Annotated in this window: 16 protein-coding genes; 13 read left to right on the top strand and 3 right to left on the bottom strand. The window is 71.9% G+C overall.

Annotation, left to right across the window (positions count from 1 at the left end; genetic code table 11):
* The first annotated feature begins 61 nt into the window (after positions 1-61).
* From argH to ACWD4A_RS29070, 4 genes are all read left to right on the top strand, one after another.
* Entirely contained in the window at positions 62-1,495 is a 1,434-nt protein-coding gene (gene argH, locus ACWD4A_RS29085) for an argininosuccinate lyase (RefSeq protein ID WP_451198474.1), read from the top strand.
* 85 nt (positions 1,496-1,580) lie between these two features.
* Complete coding sequence (locus tag ACWD4A_RS29080; protein ID WP_451198473.1) at positions 1,581-2,129, top strand: TetR/AcrR family transcriptional regulator; 549 nt, start codon at positions 1,581-1,583, stop codon at positions 2,127-2,129.
* Positions 2,126-3,682, top strand: coding sequence for an MFS transporter (locus ACWD4A_RS29075; RefSeq protein WP_451198472.1), 1,557 nt, complete (start codon positions 2,126-2,128; stop codon positions 3,680-3,682). The genes ACWD4A_RS29080 and ACWD4A_RS29075 overlap by 4 nt, the downstream gene beginning before the upstream one ends.
* 186 nt (positions 3,683-3,868) lie before the next feature.
* Entirely contained in the window at positions 3,869-4,693 is an 825-nt protein-coding gene (locus ACWD4A_RS29070; RefSeq protein ID WP_451198471.1) for an alpha/beta fold hydrolase, read from the top strand.
* Between the two features lie 19 nt (positions 4,694-4,712).
* Here the strand turns inward: ACWD4A_RS29070 and ACWD4A_RS29065 are convergent, their stop codons facing one another.
* Positions 4,713-5,426, bottom strand: a complete 714-nt coding sequence (locus ACWD4A_RS29065) for a lysophospholipid acyltransferase family protein (protein ID WP_451198493.1) — start codon at positions 5,424-5,426, stop codon at positions 4,713-4,715.
* A gap of 198 nt (positions 5,427-5,624) precedes the next feature.
* Between ACWD4A_RS29065 and ACWD4A_RS29060 the strand changes: the two genes are divergently transcribed.
* The 3 genes from ACWD4A_RS29060 (at position 5,625) to ACWD4A_RS29050 (ending at position 8,026) form a co-directional block, all read left to right on the top strand.
* Positions 5,625-6,827, top strand: coding sequence for a glycerophosphodiester phosphodiesterase (locus tag ACWD4A_RS29060; protein WP_451198470.1), 1,203 nt, complete (start codon positions 5,625-5,627; stop codon positions 6,825-6,827).
* A gap of 120 nt (positions 6,828-6,947) precedes the next feature.
* Positions 6,948-7,472 carry a sigma-70 family RNA polymerase sigma factor gene (locus tag ACWD4A_RS29055; protein ID WP_451198469.1) on the top strand — a complete coding sequence of 175 codons (525 nt, stop codon included), beginning with the start codon at positions 6,948-6,950 and terminating at the stop codon, positions 7,470-7,472.
* An 89-nt stretch (positions 7,473-7,561) separates the two neighbouring features.
* Positions 7,562-8,026 (top strand): GNAT family N-acetyltransferase, encoded by a 465-nt coding sequence (locus ACWD4A_RS29050; protein WP_451198467.1) that lies wholly within the window; start codon positions 7,562-7,564, stop codon positions 8,024-8,026.
* 67 nt (positions 8,027-8,093) lie between these two features.
* Here the strand turns inward: ACWD4A_RS29050 and ACWD4A_RS29045 are convergent, their stop codons facing one another.
* The gene (locus ACWD4A_RS29045) at positions 8,094-8,525 is read right to left on the bottom strand and encodes a hypothetical protein (protein WP_451198466.1); all 432 of its coding nucleotides are present in this window, start codon (positions 8,523-8,525) and stop codon (positions 8,094-8,096) included.
* 2 nt (positions 8,526-8,527) lie between these two features.
* Complete coding sequence (locus ACWD4A_RS29040; RefSeq protein WP_451198465.1) at positions 8,528-8,887, bottom strand: hypothetical protein; 360 nt, start codon at positions 8,885-8,887, stop codon at positions 8,528-8,530.
* A gap of 608 nt (positions 8,888-9,495) precedes the next feature.
* Here ACWD4A_RS29040 and ACWD4A_RS29035 point away from each other — a divergent pair.
* The 6 genes from ACWD4A_RS29035 to ACWD4A_RS29010 all read left to right on the top strand — a co-directional run.
* Positions 9,496-10,545: a methionine ABC transporter ATP-binding protein gene (locus ACWD4A_RS29035; protein WP_451198464.1), complete on the top strand. Its 1,050-nt coding sequence runs from the start codon at positions 9,496-9,498 to the stop codon at positions 10,543-10,545.
* The gene (locus ACWD4A_RS29030; protein ID WP_451198462.1) at positions 10,542-11,342 is read left to right on the top strand and encodes a methionine ABC transporter permease; all 801 of its coding nucleotides are present in this window, start codon (positions 10,542-10,544) and stop codon (positions 11,340-11,342) included. Before ACWD4A_RS29035 ends, ACWD4A_RS29030 begins: the two co-directional genes overlap by 4 nt.
* A gap of 85 nt (positions 11,343-11,427) precedes the next feature.
* On the top strand, positions 11,428-12,300 hold the full coding sequence (locus ACWD4A_RS29025; RefSeq protein WP_451198461.1) for a MetQ/NlpA family ABC transporter substrate-binding protein: 873 nt from the start codon (positions 11,428-11,430) through the stop codon (positions 12,298-12,300).
* 183 nt (positions 12,301-12,483) lie between these two features.
* Positions 12,484-13,125: a GNAT family N-acetyltransferase gene (locus ACWD4A_RS29020; protein WP_451198460.1), complete on the top strand. Its 642-nt coding sequence runs from the start codon at positions 12,484-12,486 to the stop codon at positions 13,123-13,125.
* 168 nt (positions 13,126-13,293) lie between these two features.
* Positions 13,294-14,547, top strand: coding sequence for a precorrin-6y C5,15-methyltransferase (decarboxylating) subunit CbiE (gene cbiE, locus ACWD4A_RS29015; protein ID WP_451198459.1), 1,254 nt, complete (start codon positions 13,294-13,296; stop codon positions 14,545-14,547).
* A gap of 218 nt (positions 14,548-14,765) precedes the next feature.
* Positions 14,766-15,217 (top strand): hypothetical protein (locus ACWD4A_RS29010; protein ID WP_451198458.1); only part of this gene is annotated, 452 nt, incomplete at its 3' end.

Here is a 15,217-nt window from a genome sequence, read left to right as displayed (position 1 = left end):
GCCGCCTCCCCGCCCCTCGGCGGGGAGGCGGCCGCACACCACCAGCTTTGAGGAGCAGCACGTGAGCAACGGCAACAGCGGTGACGTACGGCTCTGGGGCGGCCGCTTCGCGGACGGGCCCGCCGAGGCGCTCGCCAAGCTCTCCGCCTCCGTCCACTTCGACTGGCGCCTCGCCCCGTACGACATCGCGGGTTCCCGCGCCCACGCCCGCGTGCTGCACAAGGCCGGGCTGCTCGACGACGACGAGCTCCAGCGCATGATCGACGGCCTGGGGCTGCTGGAGGCCGACGTGGCGACGGGCACCTTCACCGGCACCATCGCCGACGAGGACGTGCACACCGCCCTGGAGCGCGGCCTGCTGGAGCGGCTCGGCGCCGGCCTCGGCGGGAAGCTGCGCGCCGGGCGCTCCCGCAACGACCAGGTGGCCACCCTCTTCCGGATGTACCTGCGCGACCACGCGCGGATCATCGGCGGGCTGCTCGCCGGTCTCCAGGAGGCCCTGGTCGGCCTCGCCGAGGCGCACGCGGACGTCGCGATGCCCGGCCGTACGCACCTCCAGCACGCCCAGCCCGTCCTCTTCGCCCACCACGTGCTCGCCCACGTCCAGGCGCTCGGGCGGGACGCGGAGCGGCTGCGGCAGTGGGACGAGCGCACCGCCGTCTCCCCGTACGGCTCGGGGGCGCTCGCCGGCTCCTCGCTCGGGCTCGACCCGGAGGCGGTCGCCGCCGACCTGGGCTTCGAGCGCGGGTCCGTGGGCAACTCCATCGACGGGACGGCCTCCCGGGACTTCGTCGCGGAGTTCGCCTTCATCACGGCGATGATCGGCGTCGACCTGTCGCGGATCGCCGAGGAGGTCATCATCTGGAACACGAAGGAGTTCTCCTTCGTGACCCTCCACGACGCCTTCTCCACCGGCTCCTCGATCATGCCGCAGAAGAAGAACCCCGACATCGCCGAACTGGCGCGCGGCAAGTCCGGGCGGCTCATCGGCAACCTCACCGGCCTGCTGGCCACGCTCAAGGCGCTGCCGCTCGCCTACAACCGGGACCTCCAGGAGGACAAGGAGCCCGTCTTCGACTCCTGCGACCAGCTGGAGATCCTGCTCCCGGCCTTCACCGGGATGATGGCGACCCTCACCGTCAACCGCGCGCGCATGGAGGAACTGGCCCCGGCCGGCTTCTCGCTCGCCACCGACGTCGCGGAGTGGCTGGTCAAGCAGGGCGTGCCGTTCCGTGTCGCGCACGAGGTGGCGGGGGAGTGCGTCAAGGAGTGCGAGGCCCGCGGCATCGAGCTCGACCAGCTCACGGACGAGCAGTTCGCCGCGATCTCGCCCCACCTCACCCCCGAGGTCCGCACGGTCCTCGACGTGCCCGGCGCGCTCGCCTCGCGCAGCGGCCGGGGCGGCACCGCCCCTTCGGCCGTCGCCGTGCAGCTCGGTGAGGTCAAGGCGGATCTCGCGATCCAGCGGGAGTGGGCGGACGCCGGGCGCGGCTGATCCGGGAGTCCACCGCTCAGATCGAATATGAGACATAGGCCATCCGAATGAGACATCAACGTCTCATTCGGGTTATGGTCGTCTCATGAGTGTCGACCGTGACCATGTACTCAAGGAGGCCGCCGGACTGCTCACCCGCAAGGCGACCGCCTCCATGGACGAGATCGCCAGAGCCGCGGGGATCAGCCGGGCCACCCTCCACCGCCACTTCTCCGGGCGCGACGCACTCGTCCGCGCCCTGGAGGAGCTCGGCATCCGGCAGTTCGGGCACGCCCTGGACAAGGCCAGGACGGAGGAGGGCGACGCGCCCGACGCCGTCCGCCGCCTGATCGCCGAGACCGAGCCGGTCGGCGGGCTGCTGGCCTTCCTCTTCACCGAGAACCAGCTCTACGAGGCCGGCGTCAACGAGGGCTGGAACCGCCTCGACGCCCGGGTCAACGCCCTCTTCACCCGCGGCCAGGAGGAGGGCACCTTCCGCCTCGACCTCTCGCCCGCGTGGCTGACCGAGGCGTTCTACGGCCTGGTCGGCTCCGGTGCCTGGGCGGTCCAGGAGGGCAGGGTCGCGGCCAAGGACCGCACCCGCATGGTCGCCGAGCTGCTGCTCGGCGGCGCCGAACGGAGGGCGAAACCGTGACCGGCCATACCGAGAGTCCGCGGACGGCCGCGCCGGAAACGCCGGAAGCGCCGCGCCCGGGACGCTGGCTCGCGCTGGCCGTCCTGGTGCTGGCCGTCCTCCTGGTCGCCGTCGACGCCACCGTCCTCGGTCTCGCCACCCCCTTCCTGAGCGAGGACCTCCGTCCCTCCGGCACCCAGCTGCTCTGGATCGGCGACGTCTACTCCTTCGTCATCGCCGGTCTCCTGGTGTCCATGGGCAGCCTCGGCGACCGCATCGGACGCAAGAAGCTGCTGCTCACGGGTGCCGTGGCGTTCGGTGCGGTGTCCGTGCTCAACGCCTACGCGTCCAGCCCCGAGATGATGATCGTCGCCCGCGCCCTGCTGGGCGTGGCCGGTGCGACGCTGATGCCGTCCACCCTGGCCCTCATCCGCAACCTCTTCCACGACCCCCGGGAGCGCAGCCTCGCCATCGGCATCTGGGGCGCCATGGCCTCCGCGGGCGCGGCCGTGGGCCCGGTCGTCGGCGGCTTCCTGCTGGAGAACTTCTGGTGGGGCTCGGTCTTCCTGATCAACCTGCCGGTCATGGCCGTGCTCGTGCTCGTCGGCATCAAGCTGCTCCCCGAGTCGCGCGACCCCTCGCCCGGCCCCTGGGACCTGCTGAGCGTGGGCCTGTCGATGGTCGGCATCGTGGCGGTCGTCTACGCGGTCAAGGAGACGGCGGCCTACGGCTTCGGCTGGGGCTTCCTGGCGGCGGGCCTCGCGGGCGTGCTGGCCATGGTGTGGTTCGTGCGCCGTCAGCTCAGGCTGCCCAAGCCGCTGCTGGACATGCGCCTCTTCCACCACCGCGGCTTCTCCGGCGCGGTCCTCGCCGACCTGCTGACCATCCTGGGCCTGTCCGGGCTGGTGTTCTTCCTGTCGCAGTTCCTCCAGCTCGTCCAGGGCCGCAGTCCGCTGGAGGCGGGCCTGGCCGAACTGCCCGCCGCCGTCGGCGCCGTGGCCGCGGGCCTGCTCGCGGGCCGGGCCGCCCGGCGCTGGTCCGTGCGGTCGGTGGTGGCCGGCGGACTCGCGGCGATCGGCGTCGCCCTCGCCGTGCTCACGCTGCTGCACGCCGGGACCGCCTACCCGGTCATGGGCGCGGTGCTGCTGGTGGTCGGCGTCGGTGCGGGTTTCTCCTTCACCGTTACCGCCGACGTGATCCTCTCCAGCGTGCCCAAGGAGCAGGCGGGCTCCGCCTCGGCGGTCTCGGAGACGGCGTACGAGCTCGGCGCGGCGCTCGGCATCGCGCTGCTCGGCTCGATCGTCACCGGCTTCTACCGCGGCTTCGACACCCCCGCCGGGGTGCCGGAGAGCGCCGCCGCCGACGCCCACGACTCCCTGGGCGGGGCGGTCGAGGCCGCCGCCGCGCTGCCGCGCGCGACCGGCGACGCCCTGCTCTCCTCGGCGCAGGAGGCCTTCGTCGAAGGGCTGCGGTTCGCCTCCGGCATCGGCGCGGCCGTGCTCCTCGTCACCGCGGTCGCGGCCTGGTTCCTGCTCCGCGGCCAGCGCCTGGAGGAGGGCTCCGGCGGTCACTGAGCACGGCGCGGCTCAAGTGAGCAGCAAATCGCACACGGGCCGGGGCGGCAAGCCCCGGCCCGTGTGACATATCCCGGAAACAATTGCCCTTGACGGGATCCTTATGCGCGCGCAACCATCTCGACCACTGGTCGACATTGTCGAACGTGGTTCGGACGAGAGTCCCGTTGCCCAAAGGACCCCCCCATGCGTCTGCACAGAACTGTCAGGCTCCTCCTCGCCGCCGCGGCCACCGCGACCCTCGGTCTCGCGGGCCTCGCGTCCCCGGCCTCCGCCTCCGTGCTCGACATCCCGCCGCGCGGCGCCAACGACTGGTCGTGCAAGCCGGATTCGGCCCACCCCCAGCCCGTGGTGCTGGTCAACGGCACCTTCAAGCTGATGGCGGAGAACTGGGCGGCGCTCTCCCCGAAGCTGAAGGAGGCGGGCTACTGCGTCTTCGCCTTCAACTACGGGCACATGGAGACCGCCCCGATCCCCCAGGCGGCCGCCGAGCTGCGCGACTTCGTCGAGGCCGTGCGGGGCGCGACCGGTGCCGCCAAGGTCGACATCGTCGGCCACAGCCAGGGCGGCATGATGCCGCGCTACTACGTGAAGTTCCTGGGCGGCGCGGACAAGGTCGACGACCTCATCGGCATCGTGCCTTCCAACCACGGCACCAAGAACCCCCTCGCCATCCCCGCGGGCTGGACCTTCTGCCCGTCCTGCGTGGACCAGCAGGTCGGCTCCGACCTGATGAAGAAGCTCAACGAGGGCGACGAGACCCCGGCCGGCCCGGACTACACCGTGATCACCACCCGGCACGACGAGGTCGTCATCCCCTACACCAGCGCCCTGCTGACCGGGCCCAAGGAGCACCTCACCAACATCGTGCTCCAGGACAAGTGCCCGCTCGACCCCTTCATGCACGACCAGGCGACCAAGGACCCGGTCGTCGCCCAGTGGGTGCTCAACGCGCTGGGCCGCAAGGGCCCGGCCGACCCGGGCTTCCAGCCGCAGTGCATCGGGCTCTGACGGCTCCGGCACCCGGCCGTCAGGCCGCCTTGTTCTCGCGGGCCTTGGTGGCGTACATGTCCACGTACTCCTGGCCCGACAGCTCCATCACCTCGGTCATCACCTCGTCGGTGACGGCCCGCAGCACATAGCGGTCGCGGTCCATGCCCTCGTAGCGGGAGAAGTCCAGCGGTTCGCCGAAGCGGACCGTCACCGGCGCGATGCGGAGCTTGCCCTTGCCGCCCGGCTGCACCTTGTCCATCCCGATCATCGCGAACGGGACCACCGGCGCACCGGTCATCAGCGTGAGCCGCGCGATGCCCGTACGGCCGCGGTAGAGACGGCCGTCGGGGGAGCGGGTGCCCTCGGGGTAGATCCCGAAGACCTTGCCCTCGTCCAGCACCCGCTTGCCCGTCATCAGCGCCGCGACACCGCCGTGGCCGCCGTCGCGGTCCACCGGGATCATGCCGGAGCTGCCGAAGAACCAGGCCATCAGCCGGCCCTTGACCCCCTTGCCCGTGACGTACTCGTCCTTGCCGATGAAGAACACCTGCCGCTTGACGACCAGCGCGAGGAACAGCGAGTCGACGAAGGTGACGTGGCTCCCGGCCAGGATCACCGGACCGCTCCCGGCGATGTGCTCCGCACCCTCGACCTTGGGGCGGTACAGGACGCGCATGAGCAATCCGAGGAACGCCTTGAGCAAGATGCGGGACAACGGGCCCTCCGGGTCGTGGTGGTCGAGGTGGCGCATGCCTGCGCAGGGGCTGACCATACTCGCCGGTATCCCGGGCCCGCGCACCGGGTTCAGGGAGCCGATACGCAGTGTTGACATGAGTTTGCACCCAGTTTGACCTTCGTCCTCCCATCGGAAAGTCGCACGCGCTTACGATCTGCGCGTCTGACGGGTGCCGGAACCGGCACCGAGAGCAACACAACGCGAGGAGCGTTCATGGAGCAGGAGCAGCGGCCGGGCAGGCGCACCCTTCTGGGGGCCGCGGCGGCCCTCGGGGCCGGGGCGGTCGCCCTCGGCGGGGGCGCGGGCACGGCGACGGCCGCGCAGCGCGGACCGGCCGGGCCGTCCGGCGGGAACGCCGAGGCGTACGGCCACGGGCGCGGGGACTCCGGCTCGTACAAGGACCTGCCGGTCCCGACCGTCATCGGCCACCGCGGTGCCTGTGGCTACCGTCCGGAGCACACCTTCGGCTCCTACGAGTACGCCCTGGCCAACGGCGCGGACGTGATCGAGCAGGACCTCGTCCCCACCAAGGACGGCCACCTCGTCTGCCGCCACGAGAACGACATCACGGCCACCACCGACGTCGCCTCCCGCAAGGAGTTCGCCTCCCGCAAGACGACGAAGACCGTCGACGGCGAGGCGCACACCGGCTGGTTCACCGAGGACTTCACGCTCGCGGAGCTGAAGACGCTGCGCGCGATCGAGCGCATCCCGGGCAACCGGCAGCGCAACACCCTCTACGACGGCCGCTGGGACGTCCCCACCTTCGAAGAGGTCCTCAAGTGGGCCGACGAGCAGGGCCGCAAGCGCGGCCGCAGGATATGGCTGCACGTCGAGACCAAGCACCCCACGTACTTCCGCAAGGCCGGGCTCGGCCTGGAGGAGCCCCTCGCCAAGCTGCTGCGCCGCTACGGCCGCTCGGGCCGCAACGGGCACACCTTCCTCCAGTCCTTCGAGCCCAGCAGCCTCCAGCGGCTGGGCAGGCTGGGTGTCGACGGCCCGAAGATCCTGCTGCTGGACGACCTGCCCACCAAGCCCTGGGACTTCGCCGAGGCCAAGGACCCGCGCACGGTCGCCGACCTCATCACCCCCAAGGGGCTGAAGTGGGTCTCCGGCTTCGCCCAGGGCATCGGACCGTGGCTGAACCTGATCATCCCCCGTGACAAGGACGGCAGGCTCACCAAGCCGACCACCCTGGTCCGGGACGCGCACGCGCAGGGGCTGATCCTGCACCCCTACACGATGCGCAACGAGAACAGCTTCCTGCCCGCCGACTTCCGGCGCGGCACCGATCCCAACGCCTACGGCGACGCCTTCGGCGCGTTCAAGACGTACTTCGCCACCGGCATCGACGGGATCTTCTCCGACAACTGCGACACGGCGGCCTTCGCACGGGCGGACTTTGCGAAGAAGTAGCGCCCCGGCGTCACCAGCGTCACCGGCGTCAACCGTAAGCACGGCGCGCGATCTCACCCGGACGGGTGGGCGCGCGCCCTGCCGGCAACCGGCGGGCGGGGCGGCCACGTCCCGCCCGTCATGACACCGAACCATCTTCTGACCGCACTGCGGCCGCTGCTGGCGGCGGAGTGCGCGGCGGAGGCGCCTGCCGCGGGCATCGAGGCCGCGGATCTCGAACAGTCCGTCTGGGTACGGCTGCTGAGCGACCGGCGCACCGACCGCGGCCGGTGGTCCGTCTCGGCACTGCGGCTGCGCGCCGCCGTCCGGGCGGAGGCCCGCGTCGCCCGCCGCCGTACCCGCCGTGAGGTGCCCTACGACCCGACCGCGGGCGAACCGCCGGGGGAGTCCTGCGTGGAGCAGGCCGTACTCGCGGCCGAGGAGAGCCGGGCGCTGCGCGCCGCGGTGCGCAGGCTGCCGGGCCGGTGCCCCGGTCTGCTCGCCGCGCTGCTCTCCCGGAGCGACCCCACCTACCGGGAAATCGCAGGTGAGTTGGGTATCTCACAAGGATCTTTGGGACCGGTGCGTTCCCGTTGCCTTGGTTGTCTGCGCAGAATGCTCATGGCGGAGGTTGCGGCTTCTGAACGCGGGGGAAAGGAGCGTTAGACAGCCGGCGCCATGGAGGCGGCGTACCTCACGACGGCTCCTGTCAGGTCAGAGCGGACCGAACCCAGGAAAAGGGGAGGCGTGCGCACATGGGCATGAGCGTGACCATCTCTGCGGCGACCGAACACGATGCCGAGCAGATCCTCAAGCTCCAGTACCTCTGTTTCCAGGGCGAGGCGGAGCTGCACGGCGACTACACCATCGAACCCCTCACCCAGAGCCTCGACGGACTCCGTACGGAGCTGGCCGGGGGCTGTGTGCTGGTGGCCCGGCTCGGCGACGAGGTCGTCGGCTCGGCGCGGGGAGCGGTCGGCGCGGACGGCACGGCGTCGATCGCCGGGCTGATCGTGCACCCCCGGATGCAGCGGCACGGGCTGGGCGGCCGGCTGCTGGCCGCGCTCGAGGAGCGCTTGGCGGACGAGTTCGCCGCGCGGCGGTTCCGGCTGGTGACGGGGCGGCGCGGCGAGAGCGGTCTCCGGCTGTACCGCAAGTGGGGATACGCCAGGGTGGACGGCGAACTGGTCAAGGCGGCACGGGTGCTGGCCGGCGCCTGACCCCGGTGCGTACGGCCGTCGGACGGGCGCCTCCCGGGCCCGTCCGACGGCCGTACGCCGTGGTGCGTCAGCCGCGGCCCCGCGCCGGGGCCCTGCGGAGCCAGAACATCGCGGTCACCGGGAGGATGACCGGGATGAAGAGGTAGCCCATGCCGTAGTCGGACCACACCGTCGCGTCGGGGAAGGCGGACGGCGCCGCGAGCGTCCACGTGCCGACGACGAGGACCCCGGCCAGTTCCAGGGCGCAGCACACCTGTGCCGCCCTGCGGGCCGCGGGCCCGCCCCGCACCAGGGAGTACGTGATGAAGGCGTACACCACCGCCGCGACCGCCGACAGTACGTAGGCGAGCGGTGCCCGGCCGAAGTCCAGGATCATCTGGACGATCGAGCGGGAGGCCGCGGCGACGGTGAAGACGCCGTAGAGCCAGACCAGCAGCCGGCCGGGCCCCTCACCGAGATCGAAGGCGGCCTTGGCGGGCGGCTCGGAGGATTCGGTCACGGTCAGCCTCCCCAGATGTCGTAGAGCCGTACTTCGAGCACGGCCAGGATCACGCCGCCCGCGGCCACCGTCGCCGAGCCCCAGCGCGTCCGCTCCACCAACGACATGAAGCCGGCGGCGGGCACGGCGGCCGCCGAGCCGATCAGATAGGCGAGGAAGATCGCCATCCCCTGTGCGGGCCTGTCGCCGCCCGCCAGCCGTACGACACCGATGGCGAGCTGGACGAGGGCCAGGACGGACACCACGGCCATGCCGATGAAGTGCCAGTCCTTGGTGGACTGGTCGCGCGAGAAGGCGAAGCCGCACCAGGCGGCCAGCGCGAGGGCGGCCAGGCCGACCGCGAGCGTCAGCGCGTCGATCACCGGGGCCCCCGTGCGGCGCGGGCGTGCGGATGGGGCTGGACAAGCATGGGACGACTCTAATGGGCCCCTGCGCGTGTCCCCGCCCGGGGGCCGTGCCCCGTAAGGGGGGCCGTGGTCTTGGCCACACGGCGGTGCTCCGGCGTGGCCCCCGGAAGGGGCCCGGCACGGCTCCGAGGCCGTGTCCGCGCAGGCCACCGCGCACCCCCGAAGATCATCTCCAATGAGCCGGAACCGTCCACGAACCGGCCAAGCCTGTCCGCTATTCGGACAGGCTTGGCCGTCCCGCACAGGCGTCTGTTTTACTTTCCCGCATGACCACGACGAGCAGCCGCACCTTTGCGACCGAGGCGATGATGACGCCCGGTGCTCGTTGCATGTGTCGAATGTGTGACCGCTGAGGGCCCCCGTTCTGTGCCTCGCGCCCCGAAGCGAGACCCCTAGAGCCCGTCCCGTGTCCGCCAGGACCGGAAACGGAGCTCCGCCCCGCGTCACCAGGACCCCGAAGCCGCGCGCCGCGCGCCCGCCGGGGATCACCGATGCCGCGTTCCGCAATGAATTCCCGTGCCCGGCACCACCGGCGCCGCGCACTCGACAGTGACGGAAACCCTGTGATCACCACTACGGGCCTGACAAAGGTCTACCGCTCACGCGGCCGCGAGGTCACCGCCCTCGACGGCGTCGACCTCCATGTGCGCGAAGGCGAGGTGTACGGCGTCGTCGGCCAGAGCGGCGCCGGCAAATCGACCCTCATCCGCTGCGTCAACCTCCTGGAGCGCCCCAGCTCCGGCACGGTCACCGTGGCCGGCCAGGACCTCACCGCCCTCGCCGGGCGGGGCAGCCGCGCCAACGCCGAACTCCGCAGGGCGCGCAGCCGCATCGGCATGGTCTTCCAGCACTTCAACCTGCTCTCCTCGCGGACCGTCCAGAGCAACATCGAGCTCCCGCTCGAGATCCTCGGCGTCTCCGGCAAGGAACGCAGCCGCAAGGCCCTCGAACTCCTCGACCTGGTCGGCCTCGCCGACAAGGCCAAGGCGTACCCCGCCCAGCTCTCCGGCGGCCAGAAGCAGCGCGTCGGCATCGCCCGCGCCCTGGCCGGCGACCCCAAGGTGCTCCTCTCCGACGAGTCGACCTCCGCGCTCGACCCGGAGACCACCCGCTCCATCCTCCAGCTGCTGCGCGACCTCAACCGCCAGCTCGGGCTGACCGTCCTCCTCATCACCCACGAGATGGAGGTCGTCAAGACCATCTGCGACTCCGCGGCCCTGATGAAGGGCGGCCGTGTCGTGGAGTCCGGCACCGTCTCCGAACTGCTCGCCACCCCCGGCTCCGAGCTGGCCGCCGAGCTCTTCCCCGTCGGCGGCGAGCCCTCCGGCCCCGACCGCACGGTCGTCGACCTCACCTTCCACGGCGAGAGCGCGACCCAGCCGGTCATCTCCCAGCTCGCGCGCACCTACAACGTCGACATCTCGATCCTGGGCGCCGCCATGGACACCGTCTGCGGCAAGCAGGTCGGCCGGATGCGCATCGAGCTCCCCGGCCGCTTCGAGGAGAACGTCGTCCCCATCGGCTTCCTGCGCGAACAGGGCCTCCAGGTCGACGTCGCGCCCGTCAACACCCCGGCGCCCGCCGACAAGAGCCCCGAGGAAGGTGCCAAGTGACCTGGTCCGAAATGCAGCCCCTGCTGCGCGACGCGTGTCTCGACACCCTCTTCATGGTCTGGTGGTCCACCGTCTACGCCGTCATCGGCGGACTGCCACTGGGCCTCCTCCTCGTCCTCACCGACCGGGGCGCGCTCCTCCAGAACGTCGTGGTGAACAAGGTCATCGGCGCGGTCGTCAACCTCGGCCGCTCCCTGCCCTTCATCATCCTGCTCGTCTGGCTGATCCCCTTCAGCCGCTTCGTGGTCGGCACCTCCATCGGCCCCAGCGCCGCCGTCGTCGCCCTCGCCGTCGGAGCCGTCCCCTTCTTCGCCCGGCTGGTGGAGACCGCCGTCCGCGAGGTCGACCACGGCCTCGTCGAAGCGGTCCAGTCGATGGGCGGCGGCACCTGGACGGTCGTCCTCAAGGTCCTGCTCCCGCAGGCCCTGCCCTCGATCGTGGCCGGCCTCACCACCACCGTGATCGCCCTCATCGGCTACTCCGCCATGGCGGGCGCCGTCGGCGGCGGCGGACTCGGCAACCTCGCCATCTCCTACGGCTTCCAGCGCCACGAGACCGGCCTGATGAACATCACCATCGTGCTGCTCATCGTCATCGTCACCGCCGTCCAGCTCCTCGGCGACCTCGTCGTACGGCGCCTCGCCGGCCGCGGCTCCCGCCAGGCCGCCGCCGTCGGACTGCGCCGGCTGCGCCCCGCGGCCGGGCCCGCGAAGGCCCCGGCGGAGTCGGGGACCACCGTCCGGCGCACCGTCGCCGCCACGTCCGCCGAACCCGCGGACGCCACCGAGACTTCCTGATCCCGGGGCCCCAGGCCCCCAGGAACCACGAGCCCGGACCCTTTGCCGGGCAACACCTCGTGAGATCAAGAAAGAGGCACTCTTCGTGCGTACCACCACCATCAAGATCACCACCGCCGTCGCCGCGGCCGCCGCCCTCACCCTCGGACTGAGCGCCTGCAGCGCCCCCTCCGACACCTCCTCCAGCAGCTCGGAGAAGAAGGGCAAGGACGCCGACCCCGAGGCCAAGCTCGTCGTCGCCGCCAGCCCCACCCCGCACGGCGACATCCTGAAGTTCGTCAAGGACAACCTCGCGAAGAAGGCGGGCCTCAACCTGGAGGTGCGGGAGTTCAGCGACTACGTGCTCCCCAACACCGCCACCCAGAACGGCGAGGTCGACGCCAACTTCTTCCAGCACAAGCCCTACCTCGACGACTTCAACAAGAAGAACAAGACGGACATCGTGCCCGTCGTCAACGTCGAGCTCGAACCGCTCGGCCTCTACTCCAAGAAGGACAAGAAGGTCTCCGACCTGTCCGGCGGCGCCACCGTCGCGGTGCCCAACGACGCCACCAACGAGGGCCGCGCCCTCAAGCTGCTCGCCGACAACGGCGTCATCAAGCTCAAGGACGGCGTGGGCGCCGAGGCCAAGCTCTCCGACGTCGAGGACAAGAAGGGCGTCAAGTTCACCGAGCTGGCCGCCGACCAGATCCCGTCCCGCCTCGCCGACGTCGACGCCGCCGTCATCAACGGCAACTTCGCCATCGGCGCCAAGCTCAACCCGGCCAAGGACTCGATCGCCCTGGAGAAGGCCGACGGCAACCCCTACGCCAACTTCCTCGCGGTCAAGAAGGGCAACGAGGCCGACCCGCGCATCGCGAAGCTCGCCAAGCTCCTGAACTCCGACGAGGTCAAGAAGTTCATCGAGGACAAGTTCAGCGGCGCCGTCCTCCCCGCCTTCGGCCCCGCCAAGGGCTGATCCCCGCCCCGGACACGGCACCGCACCCACCCGTACGGCCGCCGCCCGCGCACCCGGATGCGCGCGGGCCGGCGGCCGTGCCGGGTCGCGCTTGGCGCAGTCGTACATCAATGCTGCATGCTGGTGCACTCGAAGCCCGGACCGAGACCGTCCAGAGCCCACCTCCCGGCGTTGGAGCAGCACATGACATCCACCTTCCCGGACATCTCCATCAGTACGGACCGGCTGGTGCTGCGCCCGTTCCGCGCCGAGGACGTCCCCGCCCTCGCCGAGATGATGAGCGACGAGCTCGTCACCGCCTGGACCTCCGCGCCCCACCCCTACACCACGGCCGACGCCCGCGACTGGGCGCTGCGGCAGGCGCCCGCCGAGCGCACCCAGGGGCGCGGAATCGTCTTTGCGGTCACCGAATTCCTCACCCACCGCCTCGTCGGCTGCGTCCATCTGCACCACACCGACTGGCGCACCCTCTCCGCCGAGGCCGGCTATGTCGTCGCCCCCTGGGCCCGCGGCGAGGGCTACGCCTGCGAATCCGTGCTCGCCGTCGCCGAGTGGCTCTTCCGCGACCAGGGCTTCGAACGCCTCGAACTCCGCACCGCCGCCGACAACACCGCCTCCCAGCAGGTCGCCCAGAAGATCGGCTGCATCAGCGAGGGCGTGCTGCGCAACGCCTGGATAGGCCGCGGCCGCACCGCGGACGGCGGCTGGACGGAGATCCGCAACGACCTCATCGTCTGGAGCCTGCTCCCCGAGGACCTCGACGAGACACGCGAGCAGTACGCCGGAGGCTCCGGCTACGCGGCCGCGTTCCCCGACTGGCGCTGAACCGGCGTCCCGCCGCGTCCACCGGCGCGCACCCCGGACCGGGCACGCCCCGGCGCCCCTCCCCGACCCGTCCGGCCGCCCTCCGGCCGGGACCGACCGGGGTACCCTCACCCTGCCCGTGCCTGTCGCGGGCCCCGACCCGCGACAAGCCCCAGGAGACTGACGACGATGGCCGACCGGGTCACGGTGATCGGGTGGGACGGCTCACCGCTGACGGACACGGCCCGCTCGGCCCTGGCCGCCGCCACCCTCGTGGCCGGCGCGGGCCACCACCTCGCACTGCCCGAAGTCCCGCCCGCCGCCGAACGCGTCAGACTCGGCAGCGTCGACCTCGCCGCCCGCCGCATCGCCGGACACCGCGGCTCCGCCGTGGTCCTCGCCGACGGCGACCCCGGCTTCTTCGGCGTCGTACGCGCCCTCCGCGCCCCCCAGCACGGCCTGGAGGTCGAGGTCGTCCCCGCCGTCCCCGCCGTCGCCGCCGCCTTCGCGCGGGTGGGTATGCCCTGGGACGACGCCCAGGTCGTCGTCGCCCACAGCCGCGACCTGCGCCGCGCCGTCAACGTCTGCCGCGCCCACACCAAGGTCGCCGTCCTCACCTCGCCCGGCGCGGGCCCCGCCGAACTCGCCCTCCTGCTCGGGCCCGTCCACCGCACCTTCGTCATCTGCGAGGAACTGGGCACCGACCGCGAACAGGTCACCGTCCTCACCTCCGACAAGGTCGCCGACCACGCCTGGCGCGACCCCAACGTCGTCATCGTCATCGGCGGCGCGGGCACCGGCACCGCCCAGCCCGCAGCCCAGGGCTGGGGAGCCGTCCGGCAGCGCACCGCGGGCGGCTGGATCGCCGGCCGCGACCCCGGCTACCCCCCGGCCGTACGCGGCTGGGCACTGCCCGCCGACGCCTACGGCACCGACCTGGGCGAGGGCGAGTCCGCCGAGCTGAGGGCCGCTCAACTCGCCCGGCTGGGCCCCCGCGTGGGCGACCTCGTCTGGGACATCGGCTCCGCCAGCGGCGCCGCGGCCGTCGAGGCCGCCCGGTTCGGCGCCGCCGTCATCGCCGTCGACCGCGACGCCGACGCCTGCGCCCGCACCACCGCGGCCGCCCGCCGCTACGGCGTCCAGCTCCAGATCGTCCACGGCACCGCCCCCCAGGTCCTGGAGGACCTCCCCGAACCCGACGTCGTCCGGGTCGGCGGCGGGGGAGCGCCCGTCGTCGCCGCCTGCGCCGCGCGCCGCCCCGAGCGGATCGTCGCCCACGCCGCGACCCGCGACGAGGCGGAGGCCATCGGCCGGGCGCTCGCCGAGGGCGGGTACGCCGTGGAGTGCGCGCTGCTCCAAGCGGTGGAGCTCGACACGGCCGTCTGGACCGAGCGGGAGCGGGCCGTGGCCTTCCTTCTGAGTGGCCGCCACACCCACCTGTGAGCCCCGCCCACCGGCTGGAGGGTAGGGTTGCGGATCGTTGTACCGCCCCTCGGTGTCCGACACCACAGTCGTCAATGTCCCGAACGTTCCCTCCTTTTGGCGGGAGCACGGCAAGGTAGGGGCGGGCGACATGCAACGTGCCGCGAGGCACGGACGCTCGTTCTTGACTATGGGCGTGAGCGGTTGGAAGGAGCACTACCGATGGGCGAGGGGTACGCATGACCGACACCGGCCAGTTCCCGGGCGAGGGACAGCCGGAGAACGCAGGCGAGCTTCCCGGCCCTCCGTTCCCCGCGGAAGCCGTTGCCCCTGCCGACCCCGGCGCGCCGACCGCCTACACCTTCCTGGACCACACCGACGGCGGTGAGGCGGAGGAGGACGACCTCCTGCTGATGCCGGGCGCGCAGGGCGCGTGGATGGAGCAGCCGGTGGTCCAGGGCGGCACCCACGAGACCGGCGGCCGCGACACCGGGTCCGTCGACTACGGCGACGTCCGGATGCCCCCGCCCGCCACCCCGGCCCCGCCCGCGGCGCCCCGGCGCCCCCTGCACATGGGCCCGCCCGTACCGGACCCGACCGTGGAAACCCCTACCGGGACAAGGACGATGGCAGTGGCCAGTATGGTGTGCAGCCCGTACGACCGGTCGGTGAATCCAGGTGTGGCCGCCTC

The sequence above is a fragment of the Streptomyces sp. NPDC002537 genome (assembly GCF_053594975.1).
Note: the sequence above shows the minus strand (reverse complement) of the source record. Positions and strands in the feature narration are given on the sequence as shown.

Excerpts from the sequence above, each read along its gene's own strand:
- ACWD4A_RS29070 (WP_451198471.1), top strand. The coding sequence starts at position 3,869 with ATGCGTCTGCACAGAACTGTCAGGCTCCTCCTCGCCGCCGCGGCCACC.
- ACWD4A_RS29065 (WP_451198493.1), bottom strand. The coding sequence starts at position 5,426 with ATGCGCCACCTCGACCACCACGACCCGGAGGGCCCGTTGTCCCGCATC.
- ACWD4A_RS29050 (WP_451198467.1), top strand. The coding sequence starts at position 7,562 with ATGGGCATGAGCGTGACCATCTCTGCGGCGACCGAACACGATGCCGAG.
- ACWD4A_RS29020 (WP_451198460.1), top strand. The coding sequence starts at position 12,484 with ATGACATCCACCTTCCCGGACATCTCCATCAGTACGGACCGGCTGGTG.
- ACWD4A_RS29055 (WP_451198469.1), top strand. The coding sequence starts at position 6,948 with ATGACACCGAACCATCTTCTGACCGCACTGCGGCCGCTGCTGGCGGCG.
- ACWD4A_RS29080 (WP_451198473.1), top strand. The coding sequence starts at position 1,581 with ATGAGTGTCGACCGTGACCATGTACTCAAGGAGGCCGCCGGACTGCTC.
- ACWD4A_RS29060 (WP_451198470.1), top strand. The coding sequence starts at position 5,625 with ATGGAGCAGGAGCAGCGGCCGGGCAGGCGCACCCTTCTGGGGGCCGCG.
- cbiE (WP_451198459.1), top strand. The coding sequence starts at position 13,294 with ATGGCCGACCGGGTCACGGTGATCGGGTGGGACGGCTCACCGCTGACG.